This window comes from Myxococcales bacterium (assembly GCA_016717005.1).
GTDB lineage: Bacteria > Myxococcota_A > Polyangia > Haliangiales > Haliangiaceae > UBA2376.
In genome coordinates this window covers 1,252,705-1,271,418 of sequence record JADJUF010000039.1, presented here as the reverse complement: position 1 = coordinate 1,271,418, position 18,714 = coordinate 1,252,705, and the positions used below count along the sequence as shown (strand labels likewise).

Below are 18,714 nucleotides of genomic sequence, written 5' to 3'. Positions count from 1 at the left end.
TCCTGGTGAGTACGACCCATGGGCGATCTAGCGCTGGAGCTCGCGCAGCTCAGCACCGAGTATCCGATCGCGCTCTTGCCGGTGCGGCTCGAGACGCGCTTTGTCGCGAGTCCGCCGTCGCTGAAGATCCGGATCTATCCCGATGAGATCGTCGCGGACGGCCACCGGCGCCAGCTGACCACCGACGAGTGGACCGACGCGGTCCAGTACTGGACCGACGGCTGGGCGCCGGCGGCGGAGTACGGGGCGTGGCAGGCGCTGACCTCGCGGTACCCGGCCGAGCGCGCGGCGTGGCTGGTGGAGCGGGCGACGCCGACCAACCTGGCGGCGCGCCCGGCCGAGGCGCCGGTGTTCCCGGCGCCAGACCTGAAGGACGATCTGCTGCCGGAGGTGACGGCGGCGGCGCTGCCTCGGTCGTGGCTGGTGATCGCCTACCGCGGCGGGGTCGAGCAGCACCGGGTGACCAGCGCCGACGTCGCCGAGCCGGTCCACCTGTCGTTCGCGCCGACGGTGGCCGCGGGCGACCCGACGCTGGTGACCCGGGACGGCCTGACGATCGAGCGCGAGCTCCTGTGGACGATCGACTACGACGAGGCGGTCGCGATCGGCATGGCCGTGACCATGCCGCTGACCAGCGCCGATCTGACGGCGGGCTTCGACCGCGTGATCGTGGTCGGCGTGCGGACCCAGACCAGCGCGGCCGACGGGGCGACGCTGGTGACGGACCTGCTCGACGCGCACCGGTACACCCGCGGCGTGGCGCTGGTGCCGCAAGGGACGCCGACCAACAACACCGCGGCGGCGCCGGCGGGCTATCCGACGCCGGGTGACACCGAGGCCCGGTTCGCGCTGGAGCGCGCCAAGGCGTCGATCACGCCGGGGACCGACGGCGTGGCGGTCGCGGCCGCGCTCGGCGTCCCGGCGACGGCGCTGGCGCGGGTCGCGGGGCAGGACCGCACCGAGCAGGCGGGGGCGGCGGCGATGAACCTGGCGCTGTGGCCGTGCACGCTGGGCTACTTCCTGGGCCAGCTGATGGCGCCGCACGTGACCGACGAGCAGATCGCCGCGGCGCGGACGCACTTCCACGAGTTCGTGCGCGGGCGCGGGCCGTTGCCGGTGGTCCGGGTCGGGCGGGTGCCGTACGGCCTCTTGCCGGTGACGTCGAGCGCGCGGTGGCAGGCGGCGGCGCACCCGATCGAGACCGGGCTGGCGACGCTGCTCAAGGGCTGGCGCACGCAGTTCCTGGCGCGCGCGGCCACGGTGCCGCGGGTCGGCGCGACGGCGGATCCCGACGAGGATCTGCTCGGCGTGCTGACGCGCGACGCGCGCAGCCGCGAGGTCCGCACGCGCGAGGTCTACGGGCCGGCGTTCGTCGCCAACCTGTTCTTGCTCCTCGGCGTCGACGGCAGCGGCGCGGCGGCGGCGCGCTTGACGCTGATCGCCCAGGCCCTGGCCGAGGCCGGGTTGACCGGGCTGTCGCCGCGGGTCGCGGAGCTCACGCTGGGCGACCGCGCGCTGCGGATCGGGCGCAACTGGGTCGTCGACGGGGCGGTGTCAGAGACCGCCGCGCTGGCGCCGAACTACATCGACTGGGTCCGCACCGCGGAGCTCATCGATCTGCGGCGGGCCGGGGCCCCGTCGAACCCGGCGTTCGACAACCCGCTGCTGTTCCACCTGCTCCGGCAGGCGACGCTGGTCGAGAGCGCGCGGGTGGGCGTCGACGTCGCGGTCGGGGCTGGCCTCGCCGACGCCGTGGAGCGGGTCGAGCGCGAGCTGCATCGCATCGGCCCGGGCACCGAGGCGCGGCCGACGTCGTGGGAGCGGCTCGACGCGCCGGTGAGCGGCGTGACCGGCGGGCAGACGCTGGCGGCGTGGCTGGGTGATCCGCTGTCGACCGGTGAGATCCGGCAGACGCTGCGCGAGCACCGCGCGGCGCTGGCGACGCTGGCGACGGTGCCGACGGCGGAGCTGTCGCGGCTGTTCATCGAGACGCTCGACGTGTGCTCGCACCGGGTCGACGCGTGGCTGACGTCGCTGGCGACGCGGCGGCTGGCGACGATGCGCGGCGCGCACGCCACCGGGGTGTACGTCGGGGCCTACGGCTGGGTCGAGGAGCTGCGCCCGCGGACGGCGCCGCGGCCGGGCACCGCGGGCGGGTTCATCCACGCGCCGTCGGCGGCCCACGCGACCACCGCGGCGGTGCTGCGCAACGCGCACCTGACGCGGGTCGGGGCGCAGCGGGACCTGGCGGCGGTCGATCTGTCGTCGCGCCGGGTGCGCGGCGCGCTCGAGCTGCTCGACGCGGTCCGGCAGGGCGTGCCGCTGGCCGCGGTCCTGGGCTTCCGGGTCGAGCGCGGGCTCCACGACGCGCAGCTCGATCGCTACATCGCGCCGCTGCGCGCCGCCTTCCCGCTGGGGAACGATCCGGCGCTGCCGGTCACCGGCGGCGAGCGGATCGCCGCGCGCAACGTGGTCGACGGCCTGGCGCTACGGACCGCGCTGGGCGGGCAGACGACCGAGGCAACGATCCCGTGGGCGAGCCTGCCGCCGGTCGACGTCGCCGACCGAAAGGACCTGACGCCGGTCCTGGCCGCGCTCGAGCACGACGTCGACGCGGTCGCCGACCTGCTCCTGGCCGAGACCGTGCACCAGACCGTGCAAGGCAAGACCGAGCGCGCGGCCGGGACCCTGGCGGCGCTGGCCGGTGGCGGCGCGGTGCCGGAGCCCGAGGTGGTGTCGACGCCGCGCCGGGGCGCCAGCGTCACCCACCGGGCGGCGATCGTGCTGGGTGCGCCGGGGAGCGACCCGGCGATGGCGACCTGGACTGCGACGGTGCGCACCGCGGCCGAGCCGCGCCTGGCGAGCTGGGCTGCGCTGCGGCTGGGCGATGCCAGCGCGGTGCAGGCGCGCGTCACGTACCCGGCGCCGACCGAGGCTGATCCGGCGGCGCGCGGCAGCGCGGTCGTGACCCTGGCCCAGCTCGGGATCGGGCCGCTCGACGCGCTGGCGATGGCGCGGCGGACCGGCGCCGACGGCAGCGGCGAGCTCGACCGCCGGCTGCGGGGGCACGCCGCGACGGCGCTGGGCCAGGTCGACGGCGTCGAGATCGAGCACGCGCGCGTCGGTGGCGAGGTGACGTTCCTCGAGCTGGTCGAGGTGGCGAGCTCGCTCAACCAGGTGCTCGACCAGGCGCGGCCGCTGGCGCCCGCGGACGTCGCGGCGGCGGGGGACAAGGTCGGGGACATCGACTTCGCCGAGCTGGCGAGCCGCGCCGACGCCGCGACCGGCGCGCTGACAGCGGCGCGGACGTCGCTGGCGGATGCGCTGGCGGCGGCGGCCGCGGACGACGCGCCGAGCAGCGCGGCGCTCCGGTCCGCCCTGTGGCCGGCCGCGGCGTTCGGCGTGGCCGAGGCGCTGCCGCGTCAGCTCGACGACGGCATCGCCAGCGAGCGCGCGGCGCTCCGGGACGCGGCCGTCGCTGCGCTGGCGACGATCGATCGACGGCTGGCCGAGGCCGCCGCCGCGGCGATAGGCGACGCGCGGCTGCGCGCGCTCTTCGGCGGCACGCTGGTGGTGCTGCCGACCTTCGCGCCGGTGAACCAGCCGGAGCTCGAGCAAGCCGTGGCCTACGGCCCGACGCTGGTTCCGGATCCGGTCGGGGTTCGGCGCTGGTTCGTCGGCGCCGCCGCGGTGCGCCCGCGCCTGGCGGCCTGGCGACTGGCGACCTTGGCCAGCGAGGCGCTGTCGGCCGCGAGGACCGCGCTGGTGCCGGCGCAGGTGCCCCACCGCGTCGGCGCACCCTGGGCCGGCGGGACCTTCGACCTCGCGTCGACGGCGCGGCCGCGGCCGGGGACCGTGTCGCTGGTGATGGATCGCCAGCTCGCGTTCGGGCCGACGATCCCCTGGGCCGGGCTCCTGGTCGACGAGTGGTCCGAGGTGATCCCGAGCGAGGTGCAGGAGACCAGCATCGCGCTCCATCACGACGCGCCCGGCGCCGAGGCCGCGCAGTGCGTGCTCCTGGCGGTGCCGCCCAACCCGAAGGGCGCCTGGGATCTGCCGAGCCTCGAGGCCATCGTCAACGAGACGCTGGAGCTCGCGAAGATCCGCGCGGTCGACAACGAGGCGCTGGGGCCGCTGGGGCTCCTGGCGCCGACGACGTTCCTCGCGGCCAACCTGGCGGACGACACCATGACCGCCGACCTGGCGGCCCTGACCATCGGCGAGGCGACGGTCCTCGCCGCGGAGTAGCCATGCCCTCGATCACCTACTGGAATCGGCTCGAGCCGCGGCCGCGCGCGACGGATCTGGCCGAGGCGCTGACCGCGCGGATCGCCGATCCGGCGTGGCTCTTGGCCCGGCAGTGGCAACTCGGGGAGTTTCAGGGCGAGGACGCCGGCGCGCCCGCGTACGTGAAGGTCGACGCCCAGCTCGGGCGCGTGCGCGGCTGGGGCGCGCCCGGCGCGAGCGCCGAGGCGTTGGCGGCGACCGCGCCGGTGGAGGTCCAGGTGACCGCCGAGCCGGGCGGCGGCGATCTCGCCCACGCCGTCGAGCTGGGGCAGACCTTCGAGCTGTTCCTGGCGCAGGCGTCGGCGACCGACCTGCGCGGGTACTTCCTGACCGCGTACCCGATCGGCGGCGGCGCCGACGACGAGCCGCGGGCGGCGCGGCTGCGCGCGCTGTGGCAGGGGCGGGCGATCGACGGGCTGGCGCTGTGGGTCGCGACGACGCTGGCGGTGCCGCCGGCGCCCGCGGGCGCGGCGCCGCAGCCCAAGCCCAAGGCCGGCGTGCCGTGGGCGGTGCCGGCGGACCGGCGCGCCGCGGCGGGCGCGGCGGTGCAGGCGTTCGTGGCGTGGGTGCAGTCGACTGGCGTGCCCGGCGCCGGGGCGCCGGCGGGCTGGAGCGCCAGCGAGCTCGCCAGCCAGGCGCTGGTCTACGCCGACGCGCCGGCGGGCGGGACGCTGAGCCTGACGGCGACGCCGGACCGTCGCGGCGACCTCGACTGGTACGGCTTCGACGGCGCCAGCGCCGCGGCGCCGGCCGGGACCCCGACCGGCGTCGTCGAGACGATCACGCGCTCGGTGATCCCGGGGCCGGTGCGGTTTCGCGGGATGCCCAACGAGCGGTTCTGGGACTTCGAGGACGCGCGCTATCCGATCGACCTGCTGCGCCCCGACCGGCGCAGCCTGGCGTCGATGATCTTGCTCGACTTCATGCTGGTCCACGGCAACGACTGGTACCTGGTGCCGTTCGCGCAGCCGGTCGGCAGCGCGTGCGCCGCGACGGTGGCGGTGGTCGACGTGTTCGGCACCACGACGATCGTCCCGCGGGCCGAGCCGACCGGGCCGTCGGGGCCGGGCCGGTTCGCGATGTTCGCGATCGATCGGGGCGACGCGGGGCTGGCGGGCGTGCACCTGGTGACCGCGTCGGCGGCGACGTCGGTGCAAGAGAGCGAGCCGCTCGAGCAGGTGCGGTTCCTGCGCGACGAGCAGGCCAACCTGGTGTGGGCGGTCGAGCACGCCATCGTCGGGGCGCTGGGCGCCGGTCGGCGCGCCGCCGACGACGCGCCGGCCGCGGCGGTCGTCGAGCCGCCGCTGCCCGAGGGCGCCGCGCTGCGATATCGGGTGCAGTCGGCGGTGCCCGCGAGCTGGTTCCCGCTCCAGCCGGTCAAGCTCGGCGGGGCGGTGCCCGACGAGGTCGCGCTGGAGCTGGCCGGGTTGGTGGCGCTCGAGGGCGACGGGATCGAGGTGCGCACGCCGCGCGGGCGGATCCTGGCGAGCCCGTCGGGCGCGCCGCTGCGGGTGCGCGAGGAGCAGGTCCCGCGCGAGGGCACGCGCGTCAGCCGGATCGTGCGCCGCGCCCGCGGCACCGACGGCGCGACCTACGTCTGGGTGGCGCGGACGCGGGGCGTCGGCACCGGCGAGGGCAGCGCGGGGCTGCGGTACGACCGCGCGGTCGACGCGCCGCCGGCGGCGGGGTGACGCGCGGGCGCGTCGGGGGCAAGCCCCGACGAGCCACTCCTCCGAGACGCGAGACTCCTGCCGCTGGTCCTCGACCGAAGGAGCTCCGAGCGCGCAAGCGCGCGCTCAGAACTGCTCGGCGCACCAGGGCGCGACCGGCCAGGCGAACAGGCGATCGAGGCGGGCGACGGCGTCGGGGGCGCCGGTGATGCGGCCGGCGCGGGCGAGGGTCGAGGCGGCGACGCCGCCGAGGTAGATCGAGCCGAGGGCGGCGCGGTCGAGGGTGACGTCGACGGCGCTGATCGCGGGCACGCAGGCGGCGACGCCGTCGGTGACGGTCAGGCGCCAGCGCGACGGCTCGCCGTCGTCGCGCACGGCCAGGGTCAGCTCGCCGTCGATGGGGTAGCGGCGCGCGGTCAGCGCGGCGGCGACGTCGTCGACCCGGAGCCAGAGCGTGTCGGTCCGGCGGCGCCGGGTCACGCGCCGGTGGTCGCGCGCGAGCCAGGGCGCGACGCTGTCGACGGGCGCGTTGGCGAACGTCACCCGGGGGAACAGATCGATCGTCGCGAGGTGGCGCCAGAGCGCGGCCTCGGCGTCGGCGTCGAGCGCGATCAGCTCCTCGACGTCGACGGTGCCGGCGGGGCGGCCGTCCTCGAACGCCAGGTGCTGGCGGTAGACGACGTAGCCGCGGGTGACGCCGCCGACGCGCACGACCACGTGCCGGCGCCCGCTGCGGCCGCGCCGCCCCTGCGGGCGATCGAGGATGCGCCGCCACCGCCACCAGTCGTGGGTGCGCGCGTACATGCCGGGCCGCGTCGCGAGCGCCTCGGCGTAGATCGTCGGCAGGGTCGCGAGCGCGTCGTCGTCGGACAGCGCCACGTACGCGCGGTCGGGGCGCGGCTCGAACAGGTCGTCGCCGCCGGTCAGGGTCAGCTCGTCGCTCTCGACCGCGACGCCGTAGCCGTAGCGGCCGTAGATGCTGGCCTCGGACGCGTACAGCCCCGACAGCGGCTCGTGGCGCGCGCGCACGTCGGCGAGGTGCGCGGTCATCAGCCGCCGCAGCAGGCCGCGGCGGCGGTGGGTCGGGCGCACGGTCACGATCGTCAGGCCGCCCATCGCGACGGTGCCGCCGCACGCGGTGAGCCGCAGGTCGTACGCCGCCGTGGTCGCGACCACGGCGTCGCCGTCGAACGCGGCGAACGTGCGGTCGAGCGGCACCAGCGCGCGCACCCGCTCGACGACCTGCGGGTCGGCGGCCGGGTCGGTGCCGAACACGTCGAGCACGCACGCGACGACCGCGGGCACCTCGTCGGCGGTGATCGGGCGGATGGTCACCTCGGTCATCGCGGCACTATCGCACGAGGCCCGGGTGGCCGCCGGGGGGACACCGTTCGCGCTACGCTGGCGCGATGCGCACGCTGGCCGACTGGCTCGCCGAGGCCCCGTTCGGCCTGGGCATGTCGAGCGGGTTCTTCTCGTTCTTCGCCCACACCGGCATGCTGTCGGCGCTGACCGCGCGCGGTCTGGCGCCGGCGCATGTGGGCGGCTCGAGCGCGGGCGCGCTGGTCGCGGGCGCGTTCGCCGCTGGGGTCGCGCCCGAGGCGCTGGCCGAGGTGCTGGTCGGCCTCGACCGCCGTGACTTCTGGGATCCGACGCTGGGGCTGGGGCTCCTGGCCGGCCGCAAGTTCGACGCGCTGCTGCGGCGGGTGCTGCCGGTGACCACGTTCGCGGCGTGCGGGCGCCCGGCGATCATCAGCGTGTTCGACATCGCCAGCCGGACCACGCGGGTGGTGCGCGACGGCGACCTGCCGACGGCGATCCGGGCGTCGTGCGCGGTGCCGGGCATGTTCCAGCCGGTGCGCGTCGACGGGCGCGCCTCGTGGGACGGCGGCATCCTCGATCGACCGGGGCTGGTCGGCATGCCCGCGGGCCGGACGCTGTTCCACCACATCGCGTCGCGCTCGCCGTGGCGCCGGCGCGGCAGCCAGGCGCTGGCGCTGCCGCAGCGGGCCGGCCTGGTCAGCCTGGTGATCGCCGACCTGCCGCGGTCGGGGCCGTTCAAGCTGGCCGCCGGCCGCGCGGCGCTGGCGGCGGCCCGAGCCGCGACCGAGCGCGCGCTCGATCAGCCGCTGGTCGACGGCGTCGTCGCGGTGTGAGCGCAGGCGAGCTTCGGGTGCGCGGCCGGCCGGGCGTCGACCGCGGCGCGGTCGTCGTCGTCGTCGTCGTCGTCGTCGTCGTTCGGAGAGGCGACAGGCGCGCGCGCGCGACGGGCGAGCACGCGCGGTGTCATCGCCGGCGTCAGTGCCAGAGCAGGCTGCGGTCGGCCTCGAGCACCAGCCGATCGCCCTCGACGCGGTACACGCTGGCCGGCGTCGCCGAGGCCGTGCCGCCCCCGCACGAGCGGATGAACATGCTGTCCTCGCCGCTGGGGCGCGCCAGCACGTAGCGATGACCGCCGACGACCGCGGTGGTGATCGCCGAGACCCCGCAGCAGAAGTCGACGTCGGCCAGCGCCCCTTGATCGGCGGTGAGTCGGCGCGCGCCGGCCGCGGTGCGCAGCTCGACCTCAGGGCAGACGGTGTCCTCGGGCATCATCTCCTCGTCGGGATCGGCGGCGTCGGCGGCGTCATCGTCGTCGCGCGGGGTGTCGATCCCCTCGACCAGCGCGAAGCACGCGTCGGCGCTCGGGCAGGTCGGCGGCACGAACGCCGCCAGCTCGGCCTCGGCCGCGACGCCGCAGCGCTCGCCCAGGGCCTGCGCGGCCGCCGCGCGCTCCTCCAGCGCCTCGGGCACCTCGGCGTCCTCGAGCCCGCCGGGGTACGGCGTCGTCACCGTGGTCATCAGCGACTCGCAGTCGTGCGGGAAGCCGGCCTCGAGCAGCGCGGTCCCGAACTCGACGTACGCCGCCAGCCCAGCCGGATCGATGCCGTCGCGCTCGCCCTGCCAGTCGAGCCCGCAGGTGTCCGTCAGCGCGGCCCACGCCGCGGCCCGCGCCGCGGGTGGCTCGCTCGCGTGGGCGTCCAGCTGCTGGTAGTCGGCGGCGGCGCACCGTCGGCTGCCGTCGCCGTGGTGGTGCGTGTCCCAGAACGACGGCAACAGCCGCACGGCCTCGGCGCGACCGACGGGCGTGTTGCCCGGCGCCGCGGCGGGCGCCTTGCCGTGGCAGGCCAGCGCGAGGACGAGCAGCGAGCAAGCGAGCGGAGCGCGGCGCGCGATCATCGTGCCTCCATGGATCGCACATCCAACGCCCGGCCGGGGCGCGATCATCCGCGCCCTCGTGCGCGAGTTGCACGCCCGCGCGTCAACGGCAGGGGTACCCCGGCATCGACGCGCGCGGTCCGCTCGTGGTCTTGCGCGCTCGGCGTTCAGCGCGACGAGCGCGCCTCGTGGGCGGCCTGCTCGGCGGGCGTCGCGGGGCGGAAGGTGGAGTACGGGTACCACCAGCCGTCTTGCCAATCCCAGTCGTCGGGCATGTACGGGCTGCTGCCGTACTCGGGGAAGAGCCGCAGCTCGGCGACGGGCGAGTCCGGGAGCGCGGCGATCCACTCCTTGTCGTCGGGGCCCGCGGGGGCCGGGTTCCGCCGCACGACATAGAGGCTGTAGAGGTTCCCCGCGCCGACGATGCCGAGCTCGGCCTGCAGCTGACCGAGGCGCTCGCGCGCGTTGTCCGAGCGCAGCGCCGTGGGCGGTCGCCAGGTCGTGTGCACCGGCGAGAGCACCTCCGGCCCGCCGACGCCGGCCCAGACCGTCGTGAGGAACGGCGCGCGCTCGCCGTCGGCGCCATCGCCGCGCACGATCTGACACGCGAGCTTGCCGTCCTCGGCGACGAACAGCGCGCCGAGCAGCGCCGCCGGGACGTCGGACGGCGAGGGCGGGACGCGCGGGGCCGGGGCGTCGAGCGGTGGAGGCGCGGCCTGCGCGGGCGGCGCGTCCCGCGGCGCGCAGCGGCGGATCGACTGCGAGACGTCCGGCAGCGTCACGCCGGCGGTCTCGATCTCGCAGGCGTAGTACTGCTCGTAGCGGGTGCCGCAGCGCGGGCAGCGCAGCGCCCGTTCGACGAAGTCGATCTTGCCCTCGCTCGCGCGCCGCTCGTCGACGATCTCGAGCCAGGCGAGCTCGGCCGGCGCGCCGCTCCACCGGTCGTCGGGGTCGATCAGGTCTGGATACCGGGCGCAGACGTCGCAGTCGCCGGGCGACAGCAGGGTGCCCGCGGCGGGCGCGCGCAGGGGCCGGCCCAGGACGCCGCGCTCCACCAGCAGCTCGGCGATGCCCGCGCAGCGGACCATCGCGAGGCCGAGCGCCGTCTCGCCGTGCGCCCCGACGGCGTCGAGCTGGGCGCCGCGTTCGATCAGCAGGCGCGCGACCCGGGCCCGGCCTTCGCGACAAGCGATCATGAGCGGCGTCCAGCCGCGACCGTCGGCCTCGTCGAGGTGCGCGCCCCGGTCGATCGCCGCGCGCACCGCCTCGAGCTTGCCGTCACGGACGAGATCGGCGAACGCCATCGACCGACCGTACGCGCGTGGGGCGATGGCCGCAATCGGGTCGCGCGCTGAGGCGGGGCCCGAGACCGGTCGCGATCGTGGACCGGCGACGCACCCGCGGCGTCGCGCGGCCGATCGGTCGCGCGCGTCGCGCACCGGGCTACGCCGCCGTCGCCTGGCGAAGTTCTGACGGTGGGCGTCGGTCACCGGGCCGCCGCTGTCGAGGATCGCGCGGCCAGGCAGCGAGGCCCCGCGCGCCCGGCATCACGGGCAGCGCCCGACCGCGGTCCGCCTCGGCCCCGATGCGCGGCGCCGGCGGTGGCGCGGGCCGCGACCGACCGCGCGCTCGATCAGCCGCTGGTCGACGGCGGCGGAGCGGCGTGCGCGTCGGCGAACTGCGGGTGCGCGGCCAGCCGGGCGTCGACCGCGGCGCGGTCGGCGTCGTCGACGACGTCCCTCGGGTAGGCGGCGGTCGAGCGCGCGCGGTGGGCGAGCCAGGTCCGATCGAGCAGCCGGTAGTCGGCCAGCGCGGTCGGCGCGAGGCCGTGCAGCGCCAGCGTGGTCTCGGGCTTGGGGCCGGACGGCGCGCCGCGCGCGACGAAGAAGCCGGCGGCCAGCAGCGCCGCGCGCACCGCGGTCGAGCGCGAGTAGGTGACCAGCTCGCACGGCCGCGCGAGCCGGGCCGCGAGCGCGGCGAAGACCGCGCGGGTCCACAGCGCGCCGTCGACCTTGGTCGACCACGGGTCCCACCAGATCACGTCGGGCGCGGGCGCGGCGGCGAGGTGATCGCGCACGTCGCCGCGGGCGAGGGTCCAGGTCAGGCCCGGCCGCTCGAAGCGCGCGCGCGCGGCCAGGCGGTGCGGGCCCGGGTGGCGCAGGTGCGGGAACGCCCGCGGGTGGGCCAGCGCCAGGGTCAGCGCGTCGGTGTCGTGCTCGAAGCTGACCAGCTCGACCGGGCCGTGGCCGGGCGCGCGCGCGAGCGCGCCGAGCAGCGCCATCGCGTTGTGGCCGGCGCCGAGGCCGACGTCCCAGACCACCAGCGGCGCACCGGCGAGCGCGCGGGCGATCGCGCGGGGCTGATCGACGTACAGGCGCGCGGCCTCGTCGTCGGGGTCGTTGACCGAGTGCATCGTCTCGCCCGACGCGACGTGGCGCATCCGGCCGCGGCCGTCCGCGCCCGGCGCGATCGCGAACGCGCCCCGGGTCGGCGTCGGTGCGCGCGGCGGCCGCGGCGGCGGGCCCGGCGGGTGCGCGGGGTCGTCGGCCTCGAGCCGCGGGCGCTGGTCGGCGTAGAACCGCGCGAACGTCCCGGTCGCGAGCGCCGCGCGCATCGCGGCCATCAGCTCGACGTAGAACCGCAGGTTGTGGAAGGCCAGGAGGCTCCAGCCGGTCGGCTCGGCGGCCTTGATCAGGTGGTGCAGGTACGACCTCGGCAGGCGCGCGCACGCCTCGCACGGGCACGCCGGATCGAGCGGGCCGTCGTCGTCGCGGTAGGCCCGGCGCCGCAGCTCGACCCGGCCGACCGAGGTGAACGCGACGCCCTGCTGCGCCAGCGCGGTCGGCAGGATGCAGTCGAACAGATCGACGCCGCGGTGGACGCCCTCGAGCAGATCGATCGGCGTGCCCACGCCCATCAGGTAGCGCGGGCGGTCCCGCGGCAGGCGCTGGGTCACCTCGGCGGTCAGGTCCTCGCGCTGGGTCCGTGGCTCGCCGACCGCGAGGCCGCCGATCGCGTAGCCGTCGAAGCCGGCGATCGCCACCAGCGCGTCGGCGCTCTCGCGGCGTAGGTCGGCGAAGCCGCCGCCCTGGACGATCGCGAACAGCGCGGCCCCGGCGTCGCCGCGCGCGGTCAGCGAGCGCTGGGCCCAGGCGTGGGTGCGCGTCATCGCGGCCGCGGTGGTCGCGCGGTCGCTGGTGGTGGCGACGCACTGATCGAGCACCATCATCACGTCGCTGCCGATGACGAGCTGCGCGGCGATCGCCGACGCCGGCGTCAGCGTCACCACCGGGCCGTCGCGGTGCGGCCGGAACCGCGCGCCGACGTCGTCGATCGTGCACGCGTGCGCGAGCGAGAACACCTGGAAGCCGCCGGAGTCGGTGAGGATCGCGCCGTCCCAGCCGATCCACCGCGCCAGCCCGCCGACCCGGCCGAGCACGTCGAGCCCGGGCCGCTGGACCAGGTGGTAGGTGTTGGCGAGCAGCATGCGCGCGCCGAGCGTCGCCACCTGCGACGGCGGCTGGGTCCGCACCGAGCCGCGGGTGCCGACCGGCATGAACGCGGGCGTGGCGACCGTCGCGCGCCCGGTCTCCAGCCGCCCGAGCCGCGCGTCCGAGCCGGCGGCGGTGGCCTCGACCGCGAACCCCACCGCGGGCTACCGGCGCCGCTTGAAGAGCAGCAGCTGCTGCTCGATGACGATCCGACCGGTGAGCCCGCCGGCGAGCTCCTCGGCGCTGCCGATCGCCAGCGCCACCGGCCGGGCCGCGGCGTAGCCGCCCGGGACCTTGGCGGTCAGGTGGCCGAAGATGAACGTGTTGTCGCCGGCGGCGGCGTTGTACTCGGCGGCGGCGCCGGGCAGCACCGGCAGCTGCACCTCGGCCGCGTCGTGGGGCGCGACCACGTCCCAGGTCCAGCTCGACTTGGTCGCCGAGCGGCTGATCTCGAGCGAGATGAACGTGAGGTCGGGGGTGGCGCCGGTGGTGGCCTCGGTCCAGGTCACCGCGTGGGTGGCGTCGTCGAACGACGCCGACGCGGTGAAGACCGGCAGGAACAGGCCGGTGGTGTCGAGCGTGTAGTCGCCCGCGGTGGGCGCCTCGAGCACGACGTGCTGGCTGAAGCTGCCCTCGCTGCCCCGCGCCGAGGCCACCAGCCGCAGCCCGGCCGGCAGCGGCGGCACCGTCAGCGTCCCGGCGGCGACGCCGGCGACCACGTCGACGCCGAGCGACTCCTGGCGCAGCAGGCCGCGGCTCGACACCACCGCGCGCCCGAGCTCCATGAACGACACGCCCGCGCCGAGGTTGCTGTAGGTCAGCGTCCCGTCGACCTCGGCGGCGTAGGTCCCGGTCAGCGTGACCGCCTGACCGTTGGTGACGGCGACGTCGGTGGCGGTGAAGGTCGAGCGCGGCCCGCCGTCGCCGTTGTCGGCGGTGACCACGAAGTCGGTGGTGGCGCCGCACCCGTACAGCGACACCGGGAAGGTCACCGTCGAGCCGGGCTCGATCAGCACGTCGGCGCTGCCGCACGAGGTCCAGACCGCGTAGTGGCCGTTGGTGCCGTCGGCCGGGATCGTCAGATCGAGGAGGACGTCGAGCTGGGCGCCGGGCGCGCGGATCCGCAGCACGTCGCCGGGCGCGACCGCGAGGATCGTCGCCAGGCGCGGCGCCGAGTTGAACGGATCCGGCAGGAGCGCGGTCACCGAGCCGCCCGCGGCCATCTCGACGCTGGCGACGCCGTCGGCGCCGGTCGGCTGCAGCGCGACGAGCGCGCCGTCGGCGTCCTGGAAGTACACCGGCACGGCCGCGACCGGGCCGGCCTCGTCGACGACCACCACCCGGACCTGGGCCGGCGCCGCGTCGGGCTGGTTGTCGCCGTCGGCCGACGGCGCGTCGCTCGGCCCGGCGTCGGTGATCGAGGAGCCGCCGTCGTCGCAGGCGGCGGCGAGGGCGAGGGTCGCGAGCAGGACGGACGTACGGCGCATCGGGCCAGCCTACACGGCCGGTCGGCACAGGTCACCCGCGCGGCGGGCCGGCGCGACCTCGATCACGCCCGCCCCCACGCCGACCACACGGCGCGCCCGCCGGTCATCTGTCGCGCACACGCCGACCACACGGCGCGCCCGCCGCTCACGCGGGGCTCACACGCTCTTCTTGACGCCGTAGACCAGGAGGCCCAGGAACACCAGCACCGGGATCAGGTACGGCACGACGAACAGCCCGCCCAGCTCGAAGTGCTTCCAGCCGACGATGATCTCGGTCGCGGCCACCGAGCCGGCGATGATGAAGCCGCCGATCGCCTCGGGCCAGTCGGTCTCCATCTTGAGCCCGAGCCAGAACACGACCGCGCCGATCAAGAACGCCACCGCGACCAGCGCCCACGTCGGCAGCCCGACGAACGTGTGGACGCCGTGCTTGGCGGCGGCCGGGTTCGAGAACACCAGGTTGGCGACCAGCGCGCCGACGATCAGCAGCCCGAGCATGATGAGGTACGTCCACATCCGGCCCGCGCCCGTCCCCAGGAACTGTTTCTCTTCGGCCATGGCGCGATCGTATGGCGGCGGCGCCGCCGACGCCAGGGCCGGCGGCGGGCTCGGCACCGGGCGGACCGGCGTGCCGGCGGGCGTGCGCACGCGAGGTGACCGCGCGGACGTCACGAAGTCCGGGTCGCGGACTCCATCAGGTATGCGCATCGCCACGACCACCCTGCTCCTGACCCTCGTCACCGCCGCCGCGTGCTCCAAGAGCGACGCCACCCCGCGTCCGCCCAGCCCGCTGGTCCAGGGCCTCGAGGCCGCCGCCGACGAGAGCTGCGCGTGCAAGGACATGACCTGCTCGGACGCGGTCAACGCCAAGGTCGAGGCGCTGGCCAAGGGCGCCGGCACCATCCCGCCCGCCGACCTGCCGGCGCTGCAAGCCGCACAGGCGCGCATCGACGGGTGTCGGGTCGCGCTCAACCCGCGGCTGATCGCGTACCGGGCCCTGCTCGACGAGGCCTGTGCGTGCGAGACCCCGGCGTGCGCGACCGCGGTCGCCCGCAAGGTCTCGGCGTGGGCGGCGGAGCTCAAGGCGTCGAAGACCACGCTGCGACCCGGCGAGCTCAAGGTCGTCGTGGCGGGCGCGGCGTCGGCCAGCGCGTGCTTCACCGAGCACGGCGTGGCGGTCCCACAGTGAGCGGCGGCGTGGACCGCGCGGTGCGGTGCCGGCCGCGCGCCGAGGAAGCGGCCGACCTGGCGGCCTGACTGCAGCGCCCCGCGCGAGCGCCCCGCGGCCGCGACCGGCCGAAAGCGCTCGAGACGCTCAGCGCGAGGTCAGATCGCGCGTGATGTTCTTCTGGTGCGCCTCGATCGTGCCGCCGCCGATCTCGATCAGCTTGGCGTCGCGCCAGAACTGCTCGACGCGGTACTCGCTGCAGTAGCCGTAGCCGCCCAGCACCTGGATCGCGGCGTCGGCGATGTCCTTGGCCGCGGTCGCGCAGAACAGCTTGGCGGCGTCGGTGCCGAGCCGGTTGCGGGCGTCGGGGCCGCAGGTCGCGGCCACGCCGTAGACCATCGCGCGCATCGCGGTTAGCTTGGCGAAGCCGTCGCCGAGGTAGCGCTGGATCTGGCCGAGGTCGTGGAGCGGCTTGCCGAACGACCGGCGCTCCTGGCTGTAGCGCACCATCACGTCGAGGCAGCGCTGGCCGATGCCGACCGACATCGCGGCCAGGCCGAGGCGCTCGATCTCGAGGTTGCGCATCATGTTGGTGATGCCGCCGCCCTCGCGCCCGAGCAGGTTGGCCGCGGGCACGCGGCACTCGTCGAAGAGGAGCTCGCTCATCGTCGACGCGCGCATGCCCAGCTTGGGGATCTTGGGGCTGGTCGCGAAGCCGGCGAAGCCGCGCTCGACCACGAACGTGGTGATGCGGTCGTCGAGCTTGGCGTAGACGCAGAACAGGTCGGCCTCGGGGCCGTTGGTGATGAAGGTCTTGCGGCCGGTGAGCACGTAGTGATCGCCGTCGCGCCGGGCCACGGTCTGCATGCCGAGCACGTCGGTGCCGGCCGCGGGCTCGGTCATGCCCATCGCGCCGATGACCTCGCCGGTCAGCACCTGCGGCAGGTAGCGCGCGCGCTGGGCCGGGGTGCTGGCCCAGTAGAAGTTGTTGACGAACAGGAGCGCGTGCGCGAGGTAGGCCAGCGCGAACCCGGGGTCGGCGTAGGCCAGCTCCTCGTGGACGATCACCGACGCGACCGCGTCGAGGCCGGCGCCGCCGTCGGCCTCGGGCACGGTCACGCCGAGCAGCCCGAGCTCGCCGGCCTTGCGCAGGAGCCCGATGTTGAGCGTGCCGCGCTCGTCGTGGGCCATGGCCTGGGCCTCGACCTCGCTGCGCGCCCACGCGCGCACGGTGTCGCGCAGCATCGCGTGCTCGTCGGTGGGATGGAGCAGTCGGTCGGGGAGGACGGCCATGGCGCGTTCTACCGCGGCCAGCGCCCGTCGGAAAGCCGCGGCGCGGCGTGGCCGCAGGTATTGGTCGATCGTGAAACCCGGCGACGGCCGCGAGCATCGAAGCCGGCTGTATTACTGTCGGGCATGGCCCGGACCAAGGCAGCTCCGCCCGCGCGGCCACGGGCCAAGGCCGCGCCCACCGCACCGAAGGCGCCCACGGCGGCGAAGACGCCCACGGCGCGGACGCCCGCGAAGGCGCAGCCCGCGAAGGCGCAGCCCGCGAAGGCGCAGCCCGCGAAGGCACAGCCCGCGAAGGCGCAGCGCGCGAAGGCGCAGCGCGCGAAGGCGCAGCGCGCGAAGGCGCAGCGCGCGAAGGCACAGCCCGCGAAGGCGCAGCGCGCGAAGGCGCAGCGCGCGAAGGCGCAGCGCGCGAAGGCGCAGCGCGCGAAGGCGCAGTCGACGCACGCCTCGACCCACCCGCCCAAGCTGCGCTCGCCGGCGACGCTGGCGCTGATCGACCAACTGCGCACGATCTGTCTGGCGCTGCCCGACGCCACCGAGCAGGTGGCCTGGGCCGAGCCGACCTGGCGGATCGGCGGCAAGATCTTCGCGATGTGCGACACGTACCACCACGGCAGCGCGCACCTGTCGGTGTACCTGCCGGCTCCGCTCGGAGCCCAGGCCGCGCTGATCGACAGCGATCCGGCGCGGTTCTTCCGCCCGCCCTACGTCGGCGGCAACGGCTGGGTCGCGGTCGTGCTCGACACGTCGCCCGACTGGGACATGGTCGCGTCGCTGGTCGGCACCGCGTACGCGCTCAAGGCGCCGACGCCGCGTCCGGATCGTCCGCGCGGCCGCGCCACGTCCCCGCGTCGCTGACCGCGCCGGCCTTCGGCGCCAGGCGGCGCGACCGGCGCCGACCGAGCGCGCTACACTGCCGGGCGATGGCTACTGTCGATGCCTGGCGCGGCGACGCGCCGGTGGTGCTGTTCGCCAACCCGACCGCGCAGAGCGGCAAGGCCGCGGACGCGATCCGCACCGCCGAGCAGCTCTTGACCGACGCCGGCGTGCCGCACCGGTTCATCCCGACCGCGCCGGCCGGCGGCACGGTCGACGTCGTGCGCCGGGCGATCGACGACGACGGCGCGCGGGTGGTGATCGCGATGGGCGGCGACGGCACCTTCGCCGAGGTCGCCAAGGGCGTGCTGCGGTCGGGCCACGCCGCGCACGTCGCGATGGGCATGCTGCCGACCGGCACCGCCAACGATCAGGGCAAGTCGTTCGGCCTGGCCGCCGGCGCCGGCGCGCTGGCCGACAACGTCGGCGTGATCGCGGCCGGGCGGGTCACGGCGATCGACGCCGGGCGGATCGAGGTGATCGCCGGCGAGGCCCGGGTGATCCACCGCGATCTGTTCTTCGACTCGGCGTCGGTCGGGTTCGGCGCCGACGCGCTGGTCGCGCGCAACCGCGATCGCGAGCTGGTCGGCAAGATCCCGCTCGCGCGCTTCTTCTACCGCGACATGCTGGTCTACGCCGGCGCGGTGATGCGCAAGTTCGCCGAGAGCTACGTCAGCGACGTGAAGTTCGATCTCGCGGTCGAGATCGACGGGCACCACCACAGCTTCGATTCGCTGCTCGACGTGATCATCAAGAACACGGCGGTGTTCGGAGGCGAGTGGGTGCTCGACCCCGACACCCGCGCCGACGACGGCGTGTTCGAGCTGATCCCGATCTACGGCCGCCGCGACCTCACGTCGAAGCTGTTCGCGTCGCTGCGGCACCTGCCGGTCGACGGCGACACGCTGCGCGATCTCGGCATCGAGCACTCCGAGCCGATCGCCGGGCGCCGGTTCGCGCTGACGGTCACCCAGCCGGGCCAGGCCGGGTACCCCGGGGCCCAGATCGACGGCGAGGAGATCCCGAGCGGGCGCCGCTACCTGATCGACGTGCTGCCGCGGTGCCTGAACCTGATCGTGCCGCGGGCCGCGACCCGCTAGCGCGCCGACCCGAGGTGCGCGCGATCCGTCGACGACGTCGCGGTCCAGCACGCGCGCGCGGAAGCGCACGGCGCCAACGACCCGGGGCTCCGGGCCGGGGACCCGTGGAGGTGGAGCGACGCCCATGGACGATCGGCGTCGGAC

At 75.9% G+C, this 18,714-nt stretch carries 14 protein-coding genes; 6 read left to right on the top strand and 8 right to left on the bottom strand.

Translation table 11 applies throughout. The features are described from left to right. Positions 1–18: 18 nt before the first annotated feature. Positions 19–4,248, top strand: coding sequence for a hypothetical protein (locus IPL61_36370; GenBank protein MBK9036669.1), 4,230 nt, complete (start codon positions 19–21; stop codon positions 4,246–4,248). A 2-nt stretch (positions 4,249–4,250) separates the two neighbouring features. Next, the gene (locus IPL61_36365) at positions 4,251–5,978 is read left to right on the top strand and encodes a hypothetical protein (GenBank protein MBK9036668.1); all 1,728 of its coding nucleotides are present in this window, start codon (positions 4,251–4,253) and stop codon (positions 5,976–5,978) included. Between the two features lie 105 nt (positions 5,979–6,083). Here IPL61_36365 and IPL61_36360 read toward each other — a convergent pair whose 3' ends face one another. Then, the gene (locus IPL61_36360; protein MBK9036667.1) at positions 6,084–7,301 is read right to left on the bottom strand and encodes a GNAT family N-acetyltransferase; all 1,218 of its coding nucleotides are present in this window, start codon (positions 7,299–7,301) and stop codon (positions 6,084–6,086) included. 65 nt (positions 7,302–7,366) lie between these two features. Between IPL61_36360 and IPL61_36355 the strand changes: the two genes are divergently transcribed. Continuing rightward, positions 7,367–8,113, top strand: a complete 747-nt coding sequence (locus IPL61_36355; protein MBK9036666.1) for a patatin-like phospholipase family protein — start codon at positions 7,367–7,369, stop codon at positions 8,111–8,113. On the opposite strand, the gene IPL61_36350 is transcribed toward IPL61_36355, so the two are convergent. The 6 genes from IPL61_36350 to IPL61_36325 all read right to left on the bottom strand — a co-directional run bounded on the left by IPL61_36350 (position 8,080) and on the right by IPL61_36325 (position 14,691). Continuing rightward, positions 8,080–8,235, bottom strand: coding sequence for a hypothetical protein (locus IPL61_36350; GenBank protein ID MBK9036665.1), 156 nt, complete (start codon positions 8,233–8,235; stop codon positions 8,080–8,082). The genes IPL61_36355 and IPL61_36350 overlap by 34 nt on opposite strands. Before the next feature lie 20 nt (positions 8,236–8,255). Next, entirely contained in the window at positions 8,256–9,176 is a 921-nt protein-coding gene (locus tag IPL61_36345) for a hypothetical protein (protein ID MBK9036664.1), read from the bottom strand. Between the two features lie 146 nt (positions 9,177–9,322). Then, a complete protein-coding gene (locus IPL61_36340; protein MBK9036663.1) occupies positions 9,323–10,459 on the bottom strand; it encodes an ankyrin repeat domain-containing protein in 1,137 nt (378 codons plus the stop codon). Between the two features lie 329 nt (positions 10,460–10,788). Further along, entirely contained in the window at positions 10,789–12,804 is a 2,016-nt protein-coding gene (gene tgt, locus IPL61_36335; protein MBK9036662.1) for a tRNA guanosine(34) transglycosylase Tgt, read from the bottom strand. 6 nt (positions 12,805–12,810) lie between these two features. After that, entirely contained in the window at positions 12,811–14,133 is a 1,323-nt protein-coding gene (locus IPL61_36330; protein ID MBK9036661.1) for a hypothetical protein, read from the bottom strand. A gap of 156 nt (positions 14,134–14,289) precedes the next feature. Next, the gene (locus IPL61_36325; GenBank protein ID MBK9036660.1) at positions 14,290–14,691 is read right to left on the bottom strand and encodes a hypothetical protein; all 402 of its coding nucleotides are present in this window, start codon (positions 14,689–14,691) and stop codon (positions 14,290–14,292) included. Between the two features lie 142 nt (positions 14,692–14,833). Between IPL61_36325 and IPL61_36320 the strand changes: the two genes are divergently transcribed. Beyond that, a complete protein-coding gene (locus tag IPL61_36320) occupies positions 14,834–15,322 on the top strand; it encodes a hypothetical protein (protein ID MBK9036659.1) in 489 nt (162 codons plus the stop codon). A 126-nt stretch (positions 15,323–15,448) separates the two neighbouring features. On the opposite strand, the gene IPL61_36315 is transcribed toward IPL61_36320, so the two are convergent. Then, a complete protein-coding gene (locus tag IPL61_36315) occupies positions 15,449–16,594 on the bottom strand; it encodes an acyl-CoA dehydrogenase family protein (GenBank protein ID MBK9036658.1) in 1,146 nt (381 codons plus the stop codon). Positions 16,595–16,717: 123 nt separating this feature from the next. On the opposite strand from IPL61_36315, the gene IPL61_36310 reads away from it, so the two are divergent. After that, positions 16,718–17,452 (top strand): MmcQ/YjbR family DNA-binding protein, encoded by a 735-nt coding sequence (locus IPL61_36310; GenBank protein ID MBK9036657.1) that lies wholly within the window; start codon positions 16,718–16,720, stop codon positions 17,450–17,452. A 65-nt stretch (positions 17,453–17,517) separates the two neighbouring features. Further along, entirely contained in the window at positions 17,518–18,570 is a 1,053-nt protein-coding gene (locus tag IPL61_36305; GenBank protein MBK9036656.1) for a hypothetical protein, read from the top strand. Positions 18,571–18,714: the final 144 nt, after the last annotated feature.